Raw genomic sequence first — 21,046 nt, forward strand, 5'->3', positions numbered from 1 at the left:
GTAATACAACCCAAATACTCTCTCTCATTCAGAGATTACTCGAAGATCCTTCGTGGCTCAAATATTGCGGAATAAATGAACTTCGAATAAATTTCGAAACATCTCTGAAAAAGGAGGATTATTTCCTTAGGATTTCCCCAGCTTCTCAACAGGTTCTCATTATAAACTTAGTTCTACGCAGAGGAATATATTTCGACCCTATAAAAGAAAAAACAAAAATCACGATCACGCCTCTAAAAAAGTCTCTGACGATATAACTCTCATTCAAATACCTGCAAATATTTACACGATGATTTTAAGCATAGCTATATATCATAGCTCTCCCACAACTTTTGTTCCCGGCTCAAAAAACATAATATCATAAATAGGGAGATAAGTAATACCATTCTCCTGATAAACCTTTTGTTCATTGGATAATACAAAACCTTGATGTATATTGTATTCCTTTATTTTCAAAAGTTTATTAAGCGCACTATAAATAGCATAATCCTTTCCTGATTTTATTTCCAACGGCAAAACAGTAAGTTGATCGGCATCATCTATCAGATAATCCACCTCACCATTATTTTTGTTATCATAGTAATAGAGATTAAAACCATGCGCACGTAACTCTTGCGCTACGACAGTCTCGTACACGGACCCTAAATTGATACTCCGCACATCCTGCATGATGGCTTGAATATTATTAAAAAAAAATAAACTGTCAACAAACCCACGTCGTTCAGATAAAGTTTGAGTAAATTCTTTCCACAATTCTCCATCAACGGATAGCTAGGAACGCTGATAGCTCTCACCTCCAAAGCCACTCCCACCGAAATAAGGTAATCAAATTCATCTTCATAATCCGTCATTCGTTTGCCTTTCTTTTTCTCAATACTTTTTGCTATTATTCGTTTTTTTCTATTTTCAAGATTTGACGGAATAAGATTATAGATACGCTGTATTTTCAATCTGGCATGTTCCTTTTCATATTTTGAAGCATCAAGGCCGTATAAAGCATGAATATCTTCCTGAATCTTCCGAATGGCCACCACGTTATGTTGCTCCACAAACGTATTCACCGCATCAGGCAATCCTCCCACGATCAAATACTTTTTGAACAGTACTTTATTAGAACCTGATTGTAAGTACTTTTCAATATAGCTTTCGACTTTCCGGTATAACATAATACACTTCTTCTTGGTTTATGCAGACTCAAGGATACACTTTTCCAACAAAAAAGCCACATCAAAAACACACTTTTCGTATATTTTACAAGCTAAATAAATACACTTTTCCGAAAGAAATAATAAATCTGAATAATTACAACGCCTTTACACAATCTAATGAAACATCCGCACAAACGCCTATCAAACCCGGAATATGAACCGCAACCCGATGTCCATCAGCCACCTCGACCAACTCCCCCTGAACTCCAGTTAATTCACCTTGAATCACACGTATATCAGATCCTACCAGAGCCTTTCCACTCACAACTTCAAGCGATCCGGCATTTTCATTCAAAATCCGCAAACTATCCAACTGTTCGTCCGAAATCACAACCGGGCCCTGTTTCTCTTTTAACAACGCAATCACACCCCCAATTGATAACACGGAAGGTAAATTCATTTCAGAAACACGGACAAAAATACACCCCGTAATCACAGGAACTTCCAACCTTTTCACCAATCCATTCCTCACAAACTCGACCTCTCGCACAGGTAAATAATTCTCGATTCCTGCTTGTTCCAAACGCTCCTTCACACGTTTTTCCGCCCGAGAAGCAGTGAAAACTGCATACCAATTCGTCTTCTCCATTACTCTCTGACTTCTAAATTTTCGGCTACCTGAATTTTATTTAAAACCTCTTCCATATGATGTTCTACACCTTCCTCTTCCATCTGGAAATCAATAGATTCATAGGTTGAATTTTTCGATTTAAACTCAGGAACAATACATTTCATTTGTTTCACCACGGCAAAATTATCTTTTGTCTGCAAAGCTATATCAAGAGCCTTTATCGCATCCGTAACTTCACTATAATTATATTCACGTACTTTGGCAATCTTTATTCGTTCATGCACGGTCGGCAAAGTTGTCTCCTTCACGTTAAGCACCTCCTCGTACAATTTCTCTCCCGGTCTCAAACCGGTAAAGACGATATGAATATCTTTCCCAACTTCATAACCGGAAAGTTTAATCATTTTACGAGCCAGATCGACAATCTTAACGCTCTTACCCATGTCAAAAACAAATATTTCACCGCCATTTCCCAACGCCCCCGCTTGCAAAACGAGCTGACATGCCTCGGGAATAGTCATGAAAAAACGAGTTATTTCCGGGTGAGTAACCGTTATCGGACCACCCGCCTCTATCTGTTTCTTGAAACGAGGGATCACTGAACCATTCGATCCCAAAACGTTCCCAAAACGAGTAGTAATAAAACGAGTATTTGCGATGCGATTCAATGATTGCGTGTAAATTTCCGCTATACGCTTACTTGCACCCATAACATTCGTCGGGTTCACCGCTTTATCGGTAGAGATCATCACGAAACGCTGGCAATCATATTTCACAGCACAATCGGCAACATTTTTCGTTCCGAAAATATTAGTTTTCACACCTTCAATCGGGTGTTTTTCCATCATGGGAACGTGCTTATAAGCAGCCGCATGATACACGATATTGGGATGATATGTTTTAAAGATTCCTTCCACCCGGCTCGCATCACGTACATCCCCGATCTCGATTTTATAATCCGTGAAACCACACTCTTCTTTCAGTTCCAGCTCAATATCATAAAGCGGAGATTCGGCCTGATCAAACAAAACGATCAAAGAAGGATTAAAATGCGTCAACTGCCGCACGATTTCACTCCCGATAGAACCAGCCGCCCCGGTCACCAAAACCACTTTATTCAATAATTGTTTCCGAAGATTGGTCTCCTCCATGTGAATCACGTCCCTCTCCAACAAATCTTCGATCTTGATATTCCGGATATGCCGCATACTTAACTCCCCGTTAATCCAACTTTCAAAACGAGGCACTTCGAGTACATTCACATCTGCGGCCAAGCAGATCTCGACAATTTCCCGCTTTTTATCAGGGGAAATCATCTTTTTGGCGATAACCACCTTGTCCACCCGGTTACGTTTCAACAAACCGGGTAAAGACGACATCTTGTAAATCTTGACCCCCTCGATAATCTTTCCCGCCTTCCGATCATTCACATCAACAAAAGCAAGAATATTATACGTGGCATCCTCCACGTTATCCATGGCATGTTTTGCCATGATACCGTATTCATCGCTACCACATATAATTACATTCTTTTTAGTACGCTCCGCACCGATATACTGCGCAAAGACTTTCTTCACGATCACCCGGCTCATAACCATCAAACTGGTCAGAAGAACGTACTCCGTGAGTAAAACGGAAACCGGTATAAAAAGATAATCATACAACAGGAAAAACACACCACTACCCAAAAGAAGGGCAATCTCCCCTGCCGTCAACACGTAGTAGATGCGCAAAGCATCCTCCGTTCCCGTGAAACGTACTATTCCGGAATAAGTATGTCCCAACAGGAAACTGATCACCCGGACACCCACGATAACGAGAGCCCCGGTCAAGACAAAATCTAATCTCATCCGGTCAATCTGGAAATTGACCCAGATCAGATAAGCAACGCTAACTGCCATAATAGCGAGAGCCACGTCAATCAAAAATACAATCCATCGAGGAGTGTATGAGAATGAACGCAACGTCCTCATTCTATTCAGACCATTTGTGATAAATGCAACCATAATTTTTTAATATAAAAATAAAACCTTCACGGGATAAACCTCCTAAAAGGTGGACACCCGCAAAGGTAATAGTAATAATATTAAAAAAAAAATTTTTTTAGTAGGCCTTCAAAATATTAACCTCATCTTCAGTCAGGAAACGCCAGTGGCCCCGGGGTAAATTTTTCTTCGTGATCCCGGCAAAAAAGACACGGTCCAAACGAAGAATCTGGTAACCCAAGTGCTCGAAAATCCTCCGGACGATACGATTTCTACCGGAATGAATTTCAATCCCCACCTGTGTGCGATCATCTTCCGCCACTCTCACGTCATCCGCTTGAATAAAACCATCCTCCAAGTCGATTCCCTTACGGATAGCCTCCAAGTCGCCCGTTTGAACCACCTTGTCCAAGAACACGTGGTATATCTTTTTCTGGTTATACTTCGGGTGAGTCAATTTCTTGGCCAAATCGCCATCATTCGTGAAAAGCAACACTCCCGTGGTCTGGCGGTCAAGCCGTCCGATCGGGTACACGCGCTCTTTACAAGCTCCCTCGATCAATGTCATCACGGTTCTACGTTCCAAAGGATCTTCCACGGTCGTCACGTAATCTTTCGGCTTATTCAACACCAAGTATACTTTACGTTCGGGAGTAATCACTTGATCATCAACCTCCACTCGATCCGTACGCTTTACTTTTACCCCGACTTGTTGCACGACCTCCCCGTTTACTTTCACCCGACCGGCTGCAATCAACACATCAGCATCACGACGTGAACACACTCCGCCTTTAGCGATATAACGGTTCAAGCGTAATTCTGTCTCCTGCCCCTCGTTCTTCTTGCGATATTCAATTTGTTTTTTCTTACTATACACACTTTTGGGAGCGCCATCCCCATCTGCCCGGCGGGTAAACACTTTTCTCGCCGGACGATCAGAATAACGATCCCGACGATCATCCCCCTCTCTGCGATCCCGACGATCGCCACGATACCCTTCTCCACGTCCTCCTTCCTCACGGGAACCTCTTTCCCGACGTCCTTCCTCTCGTCGATCATTACGATCCCTGTTTTGATAGCGATTATCTCTTCTTTCTGCATTTTCATCCCGATCTTGAGGCCGCCTTTCACGACGCTCTCCACGATCGGAAAAACGATTGTTATCCCTGTTACCTCTCTCGTATGATCTTCTATTATCCCGATTCTCGTAACGATTATTCTCCCGATCCCCTCTTTCACGATTTCTGTCTGAATCCCGGTAATAACGATTCCCGTTATCTCGATCTCCCGTACCCTCGTTACGCTCTCTCTCCCGTTCTTTGTTCAAATCACGGATATACCCGTGTCCTTGTTCCCGTCTCGGTCTGTCCGTGTTGAAACGGTTAGGTCTTCTTGTTTCGCTTTCTCCACCTTCACGGTTTTCGAAACGCGGTGTTCTGCTCCGACGATTCTCATCACGATTCTCGATCGGCCTTGTAATTCTAGGTCTTTTAGTCTCCCTATTCATATACTTACGTATAAATTTTTGATTTTAAATTTATGATTCTTGCTTATAGCCCTCATCGGCCTATTCTATTGATTGAAGATATGCACTCATTTTTCATACCTTCTTAATTATTCATTTTTAATTCTACATTTTCAACTTTCAATTATTTCGGTGCCGCCCGGTATACAAATAACGCCACCACAGCAAATAACATATTCGGTATCCATACCGCTAATAACGGACTCATGCCTCCATTGGTTGCAAAAACCGTGGAAAATTGCATAAATAATATGTACGAGAAACTGATTAACAATCCTAATCCCAAATGGAACCCCATTCCCCCCCGAATCTTACGGGAAGCGATACATACCCCAATTAACGTCAATATGAATGTAGCGAAAGCGCCCGAAAACATCTTGTACTTCTCGATCTGGAACTCAACCACGTTACTACTTCCCCGCAATTTTTGCCGGGCGATGTATTCATCCAGCTCTGGCAATGTCAAGCGCTCCTTGATTTTCTTGGGATCCTCGGAGAATTCCGCCGCACTAAAATTTAATAGCGTATCAATAGTTTGTCCCGTCGTGTAAGTCTCCTTGATCCCGTCAAATTCCCGTAGCGTCCAGTTGTTAACCCGCCACTTCTCAAGTTCCTTATTCCATGAAATAGATTTTGCCGTCAATTTACTAACCAACGTATCCTCCCGAAATACCTCGTAGGTAAAATCATTACCCCGACTAGAATACACGTTAAAACTCGACATATAAATAAAAACACCCGGTGCAATCTGCCGGTGAATATTCTCTTCCTTGTTACTATACTTTTTCCAAATATATTGCTCGGAGAACTCGATCCGCTTCTTGTTGGCATTCGGAATAATAAAAGCACTCAAAAGAAGTGACAAACAGGCAATCACCCCGGCCGAGATCATGTATGGCCGGACCATTCTCCGGAAACTGATACCCGTACTTAAAATAGCGATAATCTCACTATTATAAGCCATCTTTGACGTGAAGAAAATAACAGAAATAAAAGTAAACAAAGAGGAAAACACGTTCGCAAAATAAGGCACGAAATTCAGGTAATAATCAAATATGATCGCCTTCACGGGAGCCTCGTTTTCGATAAATTTCTCCAGTCTCTCCGAAAGGTCGAAAACCACGACAATACTCAAGATCAGTACCATCGAAAAGAAAAAGGTACCTAGGAACTTCCGGATAATATATAAGTCTAATTTCTTCATTTTACGCTAGTTGCTTCTCAGCACTATAATCTTCTTGTAACTTTCTTTATCGTACTCTCCTTCCACGTCACGAAATCTCCTTCCAGTATATGTTTACGAGCTTCACGTACTAACCACAAATAAAACGACAAATTATGGATCGAGCAAATTTGTAGCCCTAAAATTTCATCTGCCTTGATTAAATGGCGCAAATACGCTTTCGAGTAATCATCATCAACAAAACTCAACCCGGCCGGATCAATACGACTGAAATCCTTCTCCCATTTCTTGTTCTTTATATTAATCACGCCCTCCGTGGTAAACAGCATACCATTTCTCCCGTTTCGGGTCGGCATCACGCAATCAAACATATCCACACCTAAAGAGATTGCCTCCAAAATATTCTCCGGGGTCCCGACACCCATCAGGTAACGGGGCTTATCCTGCGGCAAAATCCGGTTTACGACTTGAATCATCTCGTACATGACCTCAGCCTCTTCCCCGACAGCCAATCCCCCGATTGCATATCCCTCTCGATCAAGAGCAACAGCGTGTTCCGCTGCCTTTTCCCGCAAATCCCGGAAAGTACATCCTTGCACGATCGGAAAAAGCGACTGGTGATAACCGTACAATGGCTCCGTGGAATCAAGTCGTTTCACGCATCGTTCCAACCAACGCTGGGTCAATTCCAATGAATTTTTCGCGTAACCGTATTCACTCTGCCCCGGGGGACATTCATCAAATGCCATGATTATATCAGCCCCTATCTTACGCTGAATATCCATGACATTTTCAGGAGTAAACAGATGTTTCGAACCATCAATATGAGAACGGAAGACGACCCCTTCTTCCGTGATTTTCCGACAATCTCCTAAAGAAAAAACTTGAAAACCGCCACTATCCGTGAGGATCGGACGATCCCATGAATTAAATTTATGTAGTCCCCCTGCCTCTTCCAACACCTCCGTACCCGGTCGCAAATACAAATGATACGTGTTGCCCAAAATAATCTGGGCCTTAATATCTTCTTTCAACTCTCTCGCATGCACGGCTTTCACGGTACCCACCGTACCCACCGGCATAAAGATCGGAGTTTCAATATTCCCATGATCCGTGGTTAACACACCACACCGTGCATCACTATTTTTGTCTTTCGCTAAAAGGGTATATTTCATCTAATCATGATTTTGAGCGCACAAAGATAGGAATAATTAAATCTAAAATCATAAATCTAAAATTATTTATATCTTTGGTCCAAATTAAAAAAACAAAAAATAATTGTCATGAGGATGTTTTACAAGTTAATTGTATGTATGTTTATCGTGGGGTTTGCCCTACCCGGAAACGCTCAAAACAAGGGCAAAAAATTCACTCTGGAAGATTTTAACTTGACCTACACGTTCAGGACACAAGGTGTTTCAGGCCTCCGTTCGTTAAATGACGGGGAACACTATACCGTGTTGGAAGACAAAGGTAAAAAGCTGGTCATGTATAGTTACAAAACCGGGAAAGCCGTAAGCATTTTACTAGACTTGAACGATCCCAAGTACAAAGCTGTTCAGACCATCCAAGATTACGAATTCAGCCCGGAAGAAGACCGGATTCTGATTTGCACGAATATAAATCCGATCTACCGTCGTTCATTCACGGCAGACTACTTCGTGTTCGATTTTAAGAATAAGGAATTAAAACCTTTATCGGAAGGTGGTTCTCAACGTTTGGCAACCTTCTCTCCTACCGGAACGAAAGTGGCATTCGTGAGAGACAACAACATCTTTATCGCGGACTTACGTTTCGGTTCCGAAATTCAAATCACCTTTGATGGGAAATTTAATGAAATCATTAACGGAGCCCCCGACTGGGTATATGAAGAGGAATTCGGATTCAACAAAGCCTTCGAGTGGGCTCCCGACGGATCTGCCCTCGCATTCATCAAATTTGACGAATCAGCCGTGAAGACTTACCACATGAATATGTTCAGAGGACAATACCCGGCATACGAACAAAATGCCCTTTATCCCTCGAACTATTCCTATAAATACCCGAAAGCCGGGGAAGCCAATTCCATCGTGAGCGTCCACGTTTACGACATTAAAGATCGTGTCACCACCCCAATGAATATTGGTGAAGAGACCGATATTTACATACCCCGTATCAAATGGACAAAAGATCCGAAAAGATTAGCTATCATGAAACTGAACCGTTTCCAGAATCAACTGGAAATCCTGTTGGCCAATGCCCGCGTGGGAAGTACAACCGTGCTTTACCGGGAAGAAAATAAATATTATATCGCGGAAAGCAACTTAGACAATTTGATCTTCATGGAAGACGGGCAACATTTCATCATGAGCAGTGAAAAAAGCGGTTATTCTCACCTTTACTTATACGCAATGAGTGGCAAGGAAGTTCAACCAATCACTTCCGGTAAATACGATGTGGTAAACTTCTACGGGTTCGATCCGGTAAAAAAACTTTATTACTACGCTTCTCACGAAGAATCTCCTCTGGAAAAATACATCTACTCTATTGACTTAAAGGGTAAGAAGAAGAAACTCACCCCGACAAAAGGATGGAATGAAGCAGAATTCAGTAAATCATTCAAATACTATATTAATATAGTATCTAATGCGGATATGCCTCACGTGTACACCCTCTATGCGGCAAACGGTAAAGCAGTCCGCACGCTGGAAGACAATGCCGCATTGAAAACGAAACTGGAAGATTACAATGTTGCAAAAAAAGAATTCATACAAATCCCGGCAGCAGACGGAACCACCATGTTAAACGCATGGCTCATGAAACCCGTGAATTTTGACGCATCAAAAACTTACCCGTTATTAATCATCCAGTACAGTGGTCCGAACTCTCAGCAAGTAAGCAATAGCTGGGGCATGGACTGGACACAATACCTAGCACAAGAAGGTTATATCGTGGCTTGCATCGATCCTCGCGGAACGGCTGCCAGAGGGGAAGAATTCCGCAAATGTACCTATATGCAACTCGGAAAAATCGAAAGCGACGATATGATCGCTGCCGCAAAATGGCTTGCCGGACAATCTTACATCGATGCACAAAAAGTAGGTATCTGGGGTTGGAGCTTTGGCGGATTCATGTCATCACTTTGCCTCATGAAAGGAAATGACGTGTTCTCCACGGCTATCGCCGTTGCTCCCGTTACTCACTGGGGATTCTACGATTCCATCTATACGGAACGCTTCATGAGACGCCCGCAGGATAATCCTTCCGGATACAATGACAACTCCCCGATCAACTGGGTAAAACACTTAAAAGGAAACTTATTGTTATGCCACGGAACTGCGGATGACAACGTACACGTGCAAAACACCTACGAATTATCCGAGGCTCTCGTACAGGCAAACAAACAATTCGATATGCAGATTTACACCAACCGTAACCATAGCATATACGGCGGTTACACCCGGTTACAGTTATACACTAAATTTGTGAACTACTTGAATCAACATTTGAAATAAAATTTCAAATGTTGATTCAAGCTACAGGTTGGCAGGTTACAAGTTACAGGTTTAACGTCAACGCTTGCACGTCAAGAACCTGTAACTTGTAACTTACCAACCTGAAACAAAAAAAACAGATAAGTTGTGATTCGATCACAACTTATCTGTTTTTTTTATATCTTGCAAACGATAGAAATAAACATGATCTCAGCGCAATTATCTTCGGGATAACCAAGCTGAAATCTTAAATCATAAATTTAAAAATAAAAACGTTATGAGTAAATGTATCTGTACGTTAGAACCCAAAGCTATCTGGGAAAACTTTTATAAACTAACTCAAGTTCCACGTCCGTCAAACCATGAAGAAAAAGCCAGAGAATTCGTTATGAATTGGGCAAAAGAAAACGGAATCCATGCTGAAATGGACGAGGCTAACAATATATTATTGAGCAAACCGGCAACCCCGGGTATGGAAAACCGCAAAGGAGTTATCCTGCAAGGTCACCTAGACATGGTTCCTCAAAAAAATGAAGACAAACAACACGATTTCACCAAAGATCCTATTGAAGCATATATCGACGGGGAATGGGTAACCGCTGATGGTACCACCCTCGGAGCTGACAATGGTATCGGTGTTGCTACCGGAATGGCTATTCTATTATCAAAAGATATTCCTCACGGTCCGGTTGAAGTGTTAATCACGGCTACCGAAGAAACCGGAATGGATGGAGCAAACGGTATTCGCCACAACTGGTTAAAAGGAGATATTTTATTGAATCTTGACTCTGAAACAGAAGGCGAATTGTATGTTGGATGTGCCGGAGGTATTGACGGAGAAATCGCATTCGACTACACTCCCGAAGCTGTTCCAGCAGGACACAAAGCATTCCAATTATCATTGAAAGGATTAAAAGGAGGTCACTCCGGAATGGACATCAACTTGGGTAGAGGAAATGCCAACAAATTATATTTCCGTTTCTTGAAAGCAGTCAGCAAAGAATTAGACCTTCGTCTTTCTTCCGTATCCGGAGGAAACATGAGAAACGCAATCCCGCGTGAAGCTTTCGGAATCGTAACTGTTCCGGCTGCTAATGCAGACAAATTCCTTGCTAAAGTAAAAGAATACGAGGGAATATTTAAAGCTGAATTAAGCGCTAAAGAACCGAATCTCACTTTCTTTGCTGAAGAAACCGCTCTTCCACAGAATGTAATGCCTGTAAAAGTACAATATAACCTGATTAACGCCATCAAGGCTTGCCCGAATGGTGCCATGAGAATGATCGATTCCATGCCGGACACGGTTGAAACATCCAACAATTTGGCTATCGTGAAAGGTGGAGAAGGAAAGATCGAAATCTACATGTTAATGCGTTCTTCTGTTGAAACCGCAAAAACATCGTTAGCTCAAGTAGTAGCATCTGTATTTGAACTGGCAGAAGCAAGCAAGATCAACTTTACCGGAGAATACCCGGGATGGAAACCGAATCCGGATTCAGCTATCCGCAAAGAAATGGAAGAAGTTTACATGAAATTATACGGTAAGAAACCGGCAATCATGGCTATCCATGCCGGATTAGAATGTGGTATCCTAGGATCTGCCTACCCACATTGGGACATGATTTCTTTCGGACCGACCATCAGTTCTCCTCACTCTCCGGACGAGAAAGTGAACATCGAATCTGTAAGTAAATTCTGGGAATTCTTGAAAGCTACATTAGCTGCAATTCCTACGAAATAATAATAAAAATAGACTCCGATGGCGTTATCGGAGTCTATTTTTTTCTCATTTTTCCCGAAAAGAATAAAAAGCCGGGCCCCTCAAATAAATCAAGTCTTGCCGATACGTAAAACACTAGAAATTGTTTCAATTTTCCCTCACTTTCAAGCCATTTACTCTATTTTTAAATATTTTAACCACATCGTATTGTTTTCTGTATTATCTTTGTATGGAAAATTCATATTATTAAAACATGACTTTAAAGAAATTGACACTACCGGAACTCTTGAAAAATAGTTGTTCCAAGTTTTCAAAAAATTTATCTTTAAATTTTGTCGCAAGCGGAAAAAAAACTTACCAAGATTTATATAACGAGGTCGTATCTATTGCTAACCACTTACTTCATTTAGGTGTAAAGAAAGGAGACAAGGTTGCCATTTTAAGTGCGAACATGCCGAACTGGGGAATCACCCAATTCGCCATCGCAAACATTGGAGCCATTGCCGTACCGATCTTACCGGGATTCTGTTCTACAGAACTCCAGAATATATTGGAACATGCGGAGGTAAAAGTGATCTTCGTTTCCCGCCTACTGGCAAAATGTTTGGAAGGAGTAAAAACACCATTCCTTGAGCATAAAATCCTGATCAATAACTTTGCCACCATGCCGGAAGGATGCTACCAACCGGAAGACTTGGATAAATTGGTCCCGGATATTAATTTGAATAATACAACCCCTCTTCCCGAAGTTTCAATTGAAGAAGAGGACATTGCATCAATCATTTACACCTCCGGTACAACAGGATTTTCGAAAGGAGTAGTCTTAACACACAAAAACTTGGTATGGGATGCACGTCAGTGTCGTACTATCCAACCTGTAGACGAAACCTACCGTTTCCTAAGTATTCTGCCCATGGCACATACTTACGAAAACACACTGGGACTTTTGTTACCTTTGATGTTCGGAGCACAAGTATATTACCTGGATCGAGTACCGACCCCAAAATTACTTGTTCCGGCAATGCAGAAAATCCGTCCCACGGTAGTTTTATCCGTACCCTTGATTATCGAGAAAATTTACAAGTCGCAAGTGTTACCTAAATTCACCAGTTCGAAATTGATGAGCAAGCTCTACCAATTCGCTCCGGCTCGTAAATTATTCAACCGATTGGCAGGAAAGAAACTCATGGAAACCTTTGGTGGGGAACTAAAATTCTTCGGAATCGGAGGTTCTAAACTGGATGGTACCGTAGAGCAATTCCTTCGGGAAGCTAAATTCCCCTATGCTATCGGTTACGGACTTACCGAAACAGCTCCCATGGCCGCAGGTTCCAACCCGTCACAGACATTCCTTCAAGGAGTAGGTCCCGTCATGGAAGGTGTACAAATTAAAATCAACGATCCCGACAAGAGCGGACAAGGTGAAATCTGGATCAAAGGTCCTAACGTGATGAAGGGATACTACAAACGTCCGGAACTTACCGCAGAAACCTTCACGGAAGACGGTTGGTTTAAAACCGGAGACTTGGGTTCTTTTGACAAGAAAAACAGGTTAGCCATCCGCGGAAGAATCAAAACCATGATTCTCGGTGCATCCGGAGAAAACATCTACCCGGAAGAAATCGAATCTATCATTAACAATTTCCGTTTCGTGAACGAATCCCTCGTAGTGGAAAATAGCGGCAAACTGGTTGCCATGGTTCATTTTAACATGGAAGAACTTGAAAAACAGTACCAGAAATTGAAAGACCAAGCCGGGAACTACAAGGAAAAAATCAACGACTACATTGAAGAACAAAAACAAGAACTACGGGATTACGTGAATGCCCGGGTGAACAACTTCTCAAAACTACAACTTGTACTCGTACAACATGAACCTTTTGAAAAGACTCCCACTCACAAAATCAAACGTTTCTTGTATTGCAAATAATAAAAAAAATCGGGTTTTTAGGAACCCGATTTTTTATTTCTATCATTTTACCTGAAAGTCCAGCAAACATTCCCCGTCTAAAAGCACCCGAAGGTGATCTCCTATTGATAAATTCCTTTGTCGAAAAACACCCCCACAAAACAAGAAGTCTCCTATTTTCAACATATAATACTCAGACATTGCTGCAAGTGTCTTCTCCGGTTTTTGCGAAATCTCACAAACTTTACGTGTGAGAACGCTCTCACCGTTCAATTCAAATAAAAAGATCATATCTTCCAGCGAGACGCCCGCCAATGATTTCATCGGTGAAATTGCCGCCGAAGAATCAAAAGCCATTGCCGCCGTAGGAGACAAAGAAGTCGCCAACAATTCTCTTTCCAGATTATCCGCATAGAAACGGATTCCAACCCCCACCTCCTCGTAATACCGTCCGGCAAAACGCTCGGCCACGTGTTTTCCGATCTTCCCAACCCGTAATACTATTTGCGGTACACAACTCAACTCCGTGGCAAAAGCCGGAATATAGAAATCATCATTGTTTCGCAGGAGGGCATTATCGCCAATGACATTATAGGCAACCTCACCCGCCTCATTATACTCCGCACAAAGTAATTTCATCTCTACAATCCAAAATTTAGAATCAAACCTTCAATGATCACAGAATCACCAATTCATCCAAAGCCCGCTTCGGCACGTGGTGCGATCCGTCCGTTTCCCGCCAGTACTTGTAATCACCGTCTTTCATCTCTTCCAACACCACCGTTTCCTTCGGTTTACCCAAAGCAATAACATACATGACCTTCAAATGCTCCGGCAATTGCAACACCTCTCGCAACGACTCGTTCTTGAAAGCCTTGATAATACAACCGCCATATCCTTTCTCCACGGCTCCCAACAATATAGTCTGTGCTTGAATCCCGTCATCACACAAACAGTTCTCCACGATAGAAGTATCCAACAATTGGATCAAATAAGCTGCCGGGCGTTCTCCCTCTTTCGGACCGTCCCAATCTTTTAGATAGCCAGCCCATGCTAAATTAGGAAACACCTTACCACACAAATCGGCATCAGCCACCACCTTGTATTTCAACGCCTGTGCGTTTCTTCCCGAAGCACAATACCGAGTCAGTCCGACCAATTCCGCCAATTCCTCCCGTGTGATCCGAACATTCTGAACAAAACGACGGTAACTTCTATTTTTTAATAACAGTTCTTTCAGCATAAATCTATATTGAATCTAATGATTAAATTGTAAATTTGTTCCGAAACAAAAATAGTAATAAAATATGAATTCGTTTCTTCATCTCCTAGCAAAAGATCTGATTCAGAAATATGGCCACAATTTTGACAACCTGACCATTCTGTTCCCGAACAAACGAGCCGGATTATTCTTGGCACAAGAACTGGCTCAACTGATTGATCGTCCCGTGTGGATGCCGGAGATACTGACGTTGAGCGAATTCATAGAACGCCAAACCGGACTGAAAAAGGCCGAAGAACTGACTCTTATCATCAAACTTTACAAGACCTATCAAGAATACTCCGGAACGACCGAACGTTTTGACGATTTCTATTTTTGGGGCAATATGTTACTCGGGGATTTCGATGATATAGACAAATATCTCGTGGACGCCAAAGACCTCTTTTCCAACATCACGGCATTGAGGGAAATTGAATCCGCCTTCCCCTACCTCACCCCGGAACAGGTGGAGTTTATTCAAAGTTTCTGGCGGAGTTTCAACTCGGAAAAATACAGCCGGGAACAACAGGAATTTCTGAATGTATGGGATAAACTCTACCCGACCTATACCCGTTTTAAGGCAAAACTACTCGCCGAGAACCTGTGTTATGAAGGAATGGGGCAACGTCTGTTCTGCGAACAACTCTCCCAACATCACACCGATCGCCAACTGATATTTGCCGGATTCAACGCCTTAAATCAATGCGAGAAAAGAATATTTTCCTATTTTCGGGACAACCGACAAGCCCTTTTTTACTGGGATTACGACTCGTACTATTCGGCAAACGACAACCACGAGGCAGGCCTTTATATCCGAGAAAACATGAAACTGTTCCCCAATGCCTTGGGACTGGAACATTTCAACAACTTCCGGTACAACGACAAAGCCATCGAGTACATCTCTGTTCCCTCAACCATCGGACAGGCAAAACTGATCCCGACACTGATTGAACAAATCCACCCGGAACAGCAAGATTCATACACGGACACGGCTATCGTCCTTTGCGACGAAAGCCTACTTACCCCGGTTATTCACTCCATTCCCGATACGATAGACAAAATCAACATCACGATGGGGTACCCGGCACAGAACACGTCTGTTGCCGCCTTGATTGCCATGCTGGGAGATTTAAAGCATTATGCCAAGAAAGAGGGAGAAATGACCCATTATTACTACAAACCGGTCATCGCCCTGTTAAACCATAAACTAATAAAAAGTTCCTGTTCGGAAGATATTCCCAAGATCACGAATTACATCAACACGAACAATATCGTGTACGTGGCAGAAAAAAGTCTTCAATTCAGCGAAATCACACGAGCCATATTCTCCTCGTCGGAAGAGAACTTACTCGATTACCTGTTACGCATTTTAAAGCAACTGATTGCTACCATACAGTCCGAAAGCCATGAAGGACTAGCCATCGAAAAGGAATTTCTATTCACGATTTTCACGACGATTCAAGGCATTAAAAATACCTTTATCGAAGAAAATATTATCCCGGATAACAAGTTTTATCTGCAAATTATTCACAAGATATTACAAGGTGTGTCCATCCCATTCTCCGGAGAGCCGCTAGAAGGAATGCAGATCATGGGATTGATGGAAACCCGTATGCTGGATTTCAAAAACCTGATTATCCTGTCTGCCAACGAGGGAATTCTGCCGAAAGGCGGACACGCCTCGTCATTTATCCCCTACAACCTGAGACTGGGATTCGGCTTACCAACTCCGGAACACATGGATGCCCTTTTCGCCTATTACTTTTACCGCCTCTTGCAACGGGCTAAAAACATCAAACTATTGTACTCTGATGTCACGAAAGGCATGAGTAGCGGCGAGATGAGTCGTTTCCTTTACCAGATAAAATACGAATCGGGACTACCCATCCGGGAAGTTCATTTCCAAAACAGCATATCGGTTCAGGATAACCCAACCATTTCCATCCCTAAAAACCCATCGATCTTGGAGCAACTGAAAAGCTACACGGATGAAAACGAACGGGGAATCTCGCCATCTGCGCTCAACACGTACATGGAATGTCACCTGAAATTTTATTTCAAATATATCGCCCGGATCAAGGAGAAAGAAGAGATGGCCGAAGAGCTGGATCATCGCCTGTTGGGTACTATTTTCCATCAAAGTACGCAATCTCTCTACCAAACTTTCCCCAACGGGGAAATCACGGCAGAAGGTCTCGATGCCTTGATGAAAAACGATTCACTGATTGAACAGCATATCCAGGCTGCCTACGAGAAGTTATACGACACGACTGTGTCCAAAATGCTGGAAAGCGGGGCCAATGACCTTGTACTATCTGTCGTGAAAAAATACGTGAAGAAGGTTTTCGAATTTGATAAAACGTTATGTCCTTTCCACATCATTTCCATGGAAAGAAAATATCGTATGCCCGTCACGATTTCCGCTTTTGACCAGCCCACCGTGATCTACGTGGAAGGAGACATCGACCGGGTTGACCGGGTCGCCCAAGGAACCCGTGTCATAGACTACAAAACCGGAGCCGACAAAACCGATCTTAAAGACCTGCCGTCCATCTTTGATTCAAACAACAAACAGCGAAATAAAGCGGCTTTCCAAACCTTGCTCTATTGCATGATGTACGAGTACGAAAATCCGGGTACAGACCCGATTCTTCCGGGAATATACAGCACGAAGTTGCTTTTCACACCGAATTACAGCTATCTGTTGAAGTGTAATAAAGAACCGATTCGTCGCTTTAAACCATACGAACCGGAATTTCAAGATCTACTCGTGCAATTATTGGAAAAACTCTTTTCACCCGAAGTACCGTTCACGCAAACGGAATTACCGGAAAAGTGCCGTACTTGCTCGTACAACGAAATCTGTAAACGGAAATAAAAGAAAGTTGGGATCATTCCGAAAAGAGTTCGGCGGGAAATAAGTCGGGATGGACGTTTCTCTCTCCATTTTCCTCCGTTTCAAAGCCACTTGAGCTGATCGAATATGATGGGTAGGGTACACGTCTTTAGTTGCCACGTACGGGCTTATTTCCCAATAAACACGCCCCGAACTCTCACGTGACACAGGTTCTATATCTGTTCTTTTGCTTTCAAATAAAAAGGAAGCCGGGATTCCAGATGTTCCCGGACAAAAAACTCCAACTCATTATCGGAATACATCGCCAACAAAGGCCGATTAGAGCGTTGCCGTTTCAAACGATCGACAATAACAAGAGATGACGTGTTCAAGAAAACAGTCGTTCCCTCTTGGTTCATATAGTCCATATTATCAAAGAAACAAGGTGTTCCCCCTCCCGTGGCCAGCACAAATTCATCCGTCTCGTTACATATCTCATGCAAGATCTCCCGTTCCCTCTTCCGGAAATACTCCTCTCCCTCCTTGGCAAAAATCTCCGAAATCGACCGTCCCTCTCTGCTCTCGACACTCTCGTCCAGATCCAGAAAAGGAAGTCCTTTATCTTTGGCCAATTCCTTCCCGAACGTGGACTTGCCACTCGCCATATATCCCACGATAAAGTACTTCATACTTTTCACTTCCGACATTTATTCAAAATCCAACCTCATCTGCGTCTCGTCACTCAGCATATCCGGGTTCGTGATCTCGAAATCTATGTCGGTCAAAGCCGCTTCCTCGCTTTCCTCCTCGCCGCTATCCAAAGGCTCGATCTCGCTGATCTGTTTTACCTCGTAAGTCGTCACCCGCTTTCCGCGAGCCTTGTACGATTTCTCGGCAATAAACTCATCTGCCACGATCACCTCAGCCGGACGACTTTCGTAACGTCCACCAAACACAACCTCGAACCGGGGCCGCTTTTCACCACTCAAAGCTACAAGATACGAACCTTCCGTTTCCCCGATAAACAACGTATGACGAACCACATTCTCGAAACGGAAACGCTTCAAGTAATAGAATTGTTGTTCCGCATCAAAGAACACCGCTGACCAAACTTTCTCCGGCTCATATTTCTCGATCACCGAGAATCCCTCCTCGTAGTGATTACTCAAATCATAATCCGTTGTGTAGTAAGTACCGTTTTTATTCACCACCAAAATCCGGTCCTCGCCCTGGAATTCTCCCAAGTAACGACCACGCCCATCAGTATTCAACCGCAATACATCCTCGTCAATCCATATCTTCCGACCTCCCAACGTAGATGCTCCTTTCTGTACCAATGAAATCTTGTGAATATCATTCTTACTCAACACATTTCCCTGCGAATCGCGTCCCTTGATCGCCAAACCTGCAAAATCATACTCGAACACCAGTTTCTTCATGCCCGGTTTCGGTTTCAAGCATACCTTGATCACCTCGGCCTCCCCGTTCGGGTTAGCACTGAAATACAGCACCCGTGATCCCTGCGTACCTTTCGTCAAGTTATATTGCTTATCGCGGGTCGTTCCCGTCACGAAGAAACGTTTCACGTAAGACGGTCCCACCTTACCATCTCGGTAGGCCACGTTATATATCGTACGCTTATCATTCTTCTTGAACACATTCACGTACAGCACGTCTTTCCCCACGAACAACTTATCCGCCACCTTGGTCACGTAATACGTACCATCCTTCCGGAACACGATCACGTCGTCAATATCAGAACACTCGCAGATAAACTCGTCTTTCTTCAAGGCCGTCCCGATAAAACCTTCCTCCCGGTTGATGTACAACTTTTCGTTTGCCACCACGACTTTCGTGGCCTCGATATTCTCGAAATTCCGAATTTCTGTAAGACGTTCCCGCCCTTTACCGTACTTTTTCTTAATATTCTCGTAATAGTTGATCGAGTAAGGAATAATATGCTCGATGTCAAATTTCACCCGGGCAATCTCCTCTTCCAATCCCTTAATATAATTCTCAGCCTGTTCCGAGTTGAACTTCAAGATTCGTTTCATCTTGATCTCCAACAAGAGCTTTATATCGTCATCCGTCACCGGGCGAATCAATTCAGGCAAGAATGGCTCCAAGCGTTTCCGCACGTGAACCACTACCTGATCAATCGACTCGCTCTCCTCGAATTCTTTATCCTTATAAATACGTTCTTCAATAAATATCTTTTCCAGAGATGAATATTGCCAATCCGTCTCCAACTCGCCCAACTTAATCTTCAACTCCAACAACAACAAGGCCACCGTCTCGTCCACCGATTTTCGTAGAATATCGGTTACCGGCATGAAAATCGGCTTATCATTCTCGATCACGCACGAGTTCGGAGAAACCGATAACTCGCAATCCGTACAGGCATACAATGCATCAATCGTCTTGTCAGAAGAAACTCCCGCGGCCAGATATACCAAAATCTCGGCCGTTGCCGCCGTGTTATCATCAATCTTCTTGATCTTGATCTTTCCCTTCTCGTTCGCCTTCAGAATCGAATCGATCAAGGCCGAAGTCGTCCGTCCGAATGGAATCTCCGTGATCCGCAAGATCTTATTCCCGGCGTCTTTCTCTATCTTTGCCCGAATCTTCACCACTCCCCCGCGCAACCCGTCATTATATTTCGACACGTCGATCATTCCCCCCGTCGGAAAATCCGGATATAAAACAAAATCTTCATTTTTCAAATAAGCGATACAGGCATCCAGCAACTCGTTGAAATTGTGCGGCAAGATCTTCGAGGCCAATCCCACGGCAATACCTTCCACCCCTTGCGCCAACAACAACGGGAACTTCACGGGCAACGTCACCGGCTCTCTTTTCCGACCGTCGTACGACAGCTTCCAGTTCGTTGTCTTCGGGTTAAAAGCCACCTCCAAAGCGAATTTCGAAAGACGTGCCTCGATATAACGTCCGGCAGCCGCATCATCTCCTGTCAGGATATTTCCCCAGTTTCCCTGACAATCCACCAACAGGTTCTTCTGTCCCAACTGCACCAACGCATCCTTGATTGAGGCATCTCCATGCGGGTGATAAGCCATCGTACTCCCCACGATATTGGCCACCTTGTTAAACCGCCCGTCATCCATCTCCTTCATCGCGTGTAATATACGACGCTGCACGGGTTTCAACCCGTCATTCACGTAAGGTACCGCACGTTCCAGAATCACGTAGGAAGCATAATCCAAGAACCACTTCTCGAACATTCCCGACAAATGCTGAATCGACCGCACCCGGCCGTTTTCTTCCTGTTGCTCCGGCTCCACATTCTCTACTTCCCCGTTCTCTATTTCCTCGCTCATATTAATTGAAAATTGAAAATTGCAATCTAAAACCTAA

15 protein-coding genes are annotated in these 21,046 nt (G+C 43.3%); 4 read left to right on the forward strand and 11 right to left on the reverse strand.

The window, feature by feature from the left end; genetic code table 11:
• Positions 1-312: 312 nt before the first annotated feature.
• From QVC79_RS10190 to tgt, 7 genes are all read right to left on the reverse strand, one after another.
• Positions 313-669: a DUF4143 domain-containing protein gene (locus tag QVC79_RS10190; protein ID WP_287642473.1), complete on the reverse strand. Its 357-nt coding sequence runs from the start codon at positions 667-669 to the stop codon at positions 313-315.
• Positions 642-1,166, reverse strand: coding sequence for a DUF8612 domain-containing protein (locus QVC79_RS10195; protein WP_270592964.1), 525 nt, complete (start codon positions 1,164-1,166; stop codon positions 642-644). Before QVC79_RS10195 ends, QVC79_RS10190 begins: the two co-directional genes overlap by 28 nt.
• Before the next feature lie 136 nt (positions 1,167-1,302).
• On the reverse strand, positions 1,303-1,797 hold the full coding sequence (locus QVC79_RS10200; RefSeq protein ID WP_270592963.1) for a UpxY family transcription antiterminator: 495 nt from the start codon (positions 1,795-1,797) through the stop codon (positions 1,303-1,305).
• Positions 1,797-3,785, reverse strand: coding sequence for a polysaccharide biosynthesis protein (locus QVC79_RS10205; protein WP_229782992.1), 1,989 nt, complete (start codon positions 3,783-3,785; stop codon positions 1,797-1,799). The genes QVC79_RS10200 and QVC79_RS10205 overlap by 1 nt, the downstream gene beginning before the upstream one ends.
• A gap of 97 nt (positions 3,786-3,882) precedes the next feature.
• Positions 3,883-5,271, reverse strand: coding sequence for a pseudouridine synthase (locus QVC79_RS10210; protein ID WP_087422416.1), 1,389 nt, complete (start codon positions 5,269-5,271; stop codon positions 3,883-3,885).
• Between the two features lie 142 nt (positions 5,272-5,413).
• Positions 5,414-6,493 (reverse strand): LptF/LptG family permease, encoded by a 1,080-nt coding sequence (locus QVC79_RS10215; RefSeq protein ID WP_270592960.1) that lies wholly within the window; start codon positions 6,491-6,493, stop codon positions 5,414-5,416.
• Positions 6,494-6,516: 23 nt separating this feature from the next.
• Positions 6,517-7,647 carry a tRNA guanosine(34) transglycosylase Tgt gene (gene tgt / locus QVC79_RS10220; protein WP_270543773.1) on the reverse strand — a complete coding sequence of 377 codons (1,131 nt, stop codon included), beginning with the start codon at positions 7,645-7,647 and terminating at the stop codon, positions 6,517-6,519.
• A 108-nt stretch (positions 7,648-7,755) separates the two neighbouring features.
• Between tgt and QVC79_RS10225 the strand changes: the two genes are divergently transcribed.
• From QVC79_RS10225 to QVC79_RS10235, 3 genes are all read left to right on the forward strand, one after another.
• Positions 7,756-9,966 (forward strand): S9 family peptidase, encoded by a 2,211-nt coding sequence (locus QVC79_RS10225; RefSeq protein WP_287642474.1) that lies wholly within the window; start codon positions 7,756-7,758, stop codon positions 9,964-9,966.
• A 256-nt stretch (positions 9,967-10,222) separates the two neighbouring features.
• Positions 10,223-11,686 carry an aminoacyl-histidine dipeptidase gene (locus QVC79_RS10230; protein WP_087422419.1) on the forward strand — a complete coding sequence of 488 codons (1,464 nt, stop codon included), beginning with the start codon at positions 10,223-10,225 and terminating at the stop codon, positions 11,684-11,686.
• A gap of 232 nt (positions 11,687-11,918) precedes the next feature.
• Complete coding sequence (locus QVC79_RS10235) at positions 11,919-13,595, forward strand: AMP-binding protein (protein WP_087422420.1); 1,677 nt, start codon at positions 11,919-11,921, stop codon at positions 13,593-13,595.
• 42 nt (positions 13,596-13,637) lie between these two features.
• Here the strand turns inward: QVC79_RS10235 and QVC79_RS10240 are convergent, their stop codons facing one another.
• On the reverse strand, positions 13,638-14,213 hold the full coding sequence (locus QVC79_RS10240; protein ID WP_270592956.1) for a fumarylacetoacetate hydrolase family protein: 576 nt from the start codon (positions 14,211-14,213) through the stop codon (positions 13,638-13,640).
• Positions 14,214-14,250: 37 nt separating this feature from the next.
• A complete protein-coding gene (locus QVC79_RS10245) occupies positions 14,251-14,817 on the reverse strand; it encodes a nitroreductase family protein (protein ID WP_270592954.1) in 567 nt (188 codons plus the stop codon).
• Between the two features lie 64 nt (positions 14,818-14,881).
• Here QVC79_RS10245 and QVC79_RS10250 point away from each other — a divergent pair, with 64 nt between their 5' ends.
• Positions 14,882-17,713 carry a PD-(D/E)XK nuclease family protein gene (locus QVC79_RS10250; RefSeq protein WP_270592952.1) on the forward strand — a complete coding sequence of 944 codons (2,832 nt, stop codon included), beginning with the start codon at positions 14,882-14,884 and terminating at the stop codon, positions 17,711-17,713.
• A 191-nt stretch (positions 17,714-17,904) separates the two neighbouring features.
• On the opposite strand, the gene QVC79_RS10255 is transcribed toward QVC79_RS10250, so the two are convergent.
• Together QVC79_RS10255 and QVC79_RS10260 are read right to left on the reverse strand one after the other, a co-directional pair.
• Positions 17,905-18,378 (reverse strand): shikimate kinase, encoded by a 474-nt coding sequence (locus QVC79_RS10255; RefSeq protein WP_287642475.1) that lies wholly within the window; start codon positions 18,376-18,378, stop codon positions 17,905-17,907.
• Positions 18,379-21,009, reverse strand: coding sequence for a DNA gyrase/topoisomerase IV subunit A (locus tag QVC79_RS10260; RefSeq protein ID WP_270592951.1), 2,631 nt, complete (start codon positions 21,007-21,009; stop codon positions 18,379-18,381).
• Positions 21,010-21,046 lie beyond the last annotated feature (37 nt).

It is taken from the genome of Butyricimonas sp. (assembly GCF_019423355.1).
In the GTDB taxonomy this organism is placed as follows: domain Bacteria; phylum Bacteroidota; class Bacteroidia; order Bacteroidales; family Marinifilaceae; genus Butyricimonas; species Butyricimonas faecihominis.